At 53.7% G+C, this 1,434-nt stretch carries 2 protein-coding genes; both read right to left on the bottom strand.

Going from position 1 to position 1,434, the window contains the following annotated elements; translation table 11 throughout:
* Positions 1–166, bottom strand: a 166-nt coding sequence (locus NZ772_18920; protein ID MCS6815631.1) for an adenylyltransferase/cytidyltransferase family protein, incomplete at its 3' end; no start/stop codon positions are given.
* Between the two features lie 51 nt (positions 167–217).
* Positions 218–1,434: nicotinate phosphoribosyltransferase (locus NZ772_18925; protein MCS6815632.1), on the bottom strand; the 1,217-nt coding region annotated here is incomplete at its 5' end.

Genomic DNA, 1,434 nt, shown 5'->3' on the forward strand with positions numbered 1-1,434 from the left:
GGAGCATTGCCAATCGATGGTGCAGGCTGGCTTGGTGAGATTTGAACGGATTGTCGGCTGCCCAGACTGCCACATAGTCAAAATGCTCTAACAACCAGAGCAAAATTGCCTGGTGTCCAACCGTTGGTGGGTCAGCGCTAGTTCCAAATAAAGCAATATCCATCATGGGTCATTGATAGGGGTCAACACCTGAAACGTTGGCCAGATTGGTGGCCTGTCACGTTGCAACAACTCGCCGAGTAGCATTCGTTAGGGTCTGCAAGTTGGGCGAGATTTCAACGGGCGGCGAACTAGCCTGCTGAAGGCAACGAGTAGTCGGGGGCAAACTAGCTACAGATTGAGCGGTACGCTGGGCGATCGTCGCTAGGGATTCTGGGGGTTGCAGACGCTTGCCCGCCTGATAAACCAATTGCAGCAATGGCAACTCATCGTCTGCCCTGGCTTGGGCATCCCCATCAACCTCATCAGCGAGACAAAGCCGATCGCCAATAACTGTGCCGTGATCATACCGCCGCATAATCTGTTTGCGCCCTGGATAAGTAACCTTGCCGCTAGCTTCTTTCATCACGGGAATGTTGTCAATCTCCACTAGCTTATAAACTCCATTAACTGGGTCGCCAGTTACTAGCTTGGTGCCAATACCATAGCCCTGGATGCAGGCTCCGGCTGCCTGTAGCTCAGCAATGCGATATTCATCCAAGTCTCCGCTGGCAAAGATGGGCACCGTTGGCATGAGTTGCTTTACCTGTTGCGACAGGGTAACTAAGTCTCCAGAGTCTAGGCGAACACCAGCCAAGTTGAGCAATCCTGTGTTGACCTGCTCTGCAAGCTGCCGTGCGGCAGCGATCGGGTCATAGGTGTCAATTAACAGCGGAGCTTGGGGAAAATAGCGGTGGAATGCAGCAAAGGCTTGTGGCTCACTCCCCTCTAGGGCAGTCAGGGCCATTACTAGGGCATGGGCCATGGTACCACTGGGGTTACGCCCTAGTTGCAGTGCTGCTAACACGTTAGAGGTGGCATCAAACCCGGCTGCAAGGGCGGCACGAGCTGCCCACAGTGCTGCTTGGGGGCTAAAGGCACGCCGAGTGCCAAATTCCAACAAGGTTGCTTGAGGGCCAGCTACATCTCGTAGGCGCGCTGCACGGGTAGCAATTAGAGTTTGGTAGTTAATGGTGTTTAGTAGGTAAGTTTCGACCAGTTGTGCCTGCCACAGGGGGGCTTCCACACGTAAGATTGGCTCGTTAGCAAATATTGCAGTTCCTTCAGGCACTGCCCACACATCACCCGTAAAGGTAGCAGTTGCCAGCAGGGTCCAGAAGCGATCGGGTACATGGTTAAAGATGCCCGTGGCTTGCAGTGCAGTAATATGCTCAGGGCTGAACTGGAGATGGGTCAAATAGTCCAACACTTGCTCTAGCCCCATGGCGATCAGAT

The sequence above is a fragment of the Cyanobacteriota bacterium genome (assembly GCA_025054735.1).
Taxonomy (GTDB): domain Bacteria; phylum Cyanobacteriota; class Cyanobacteriia; order SKYG9; family SKYG9; genus SKYG9.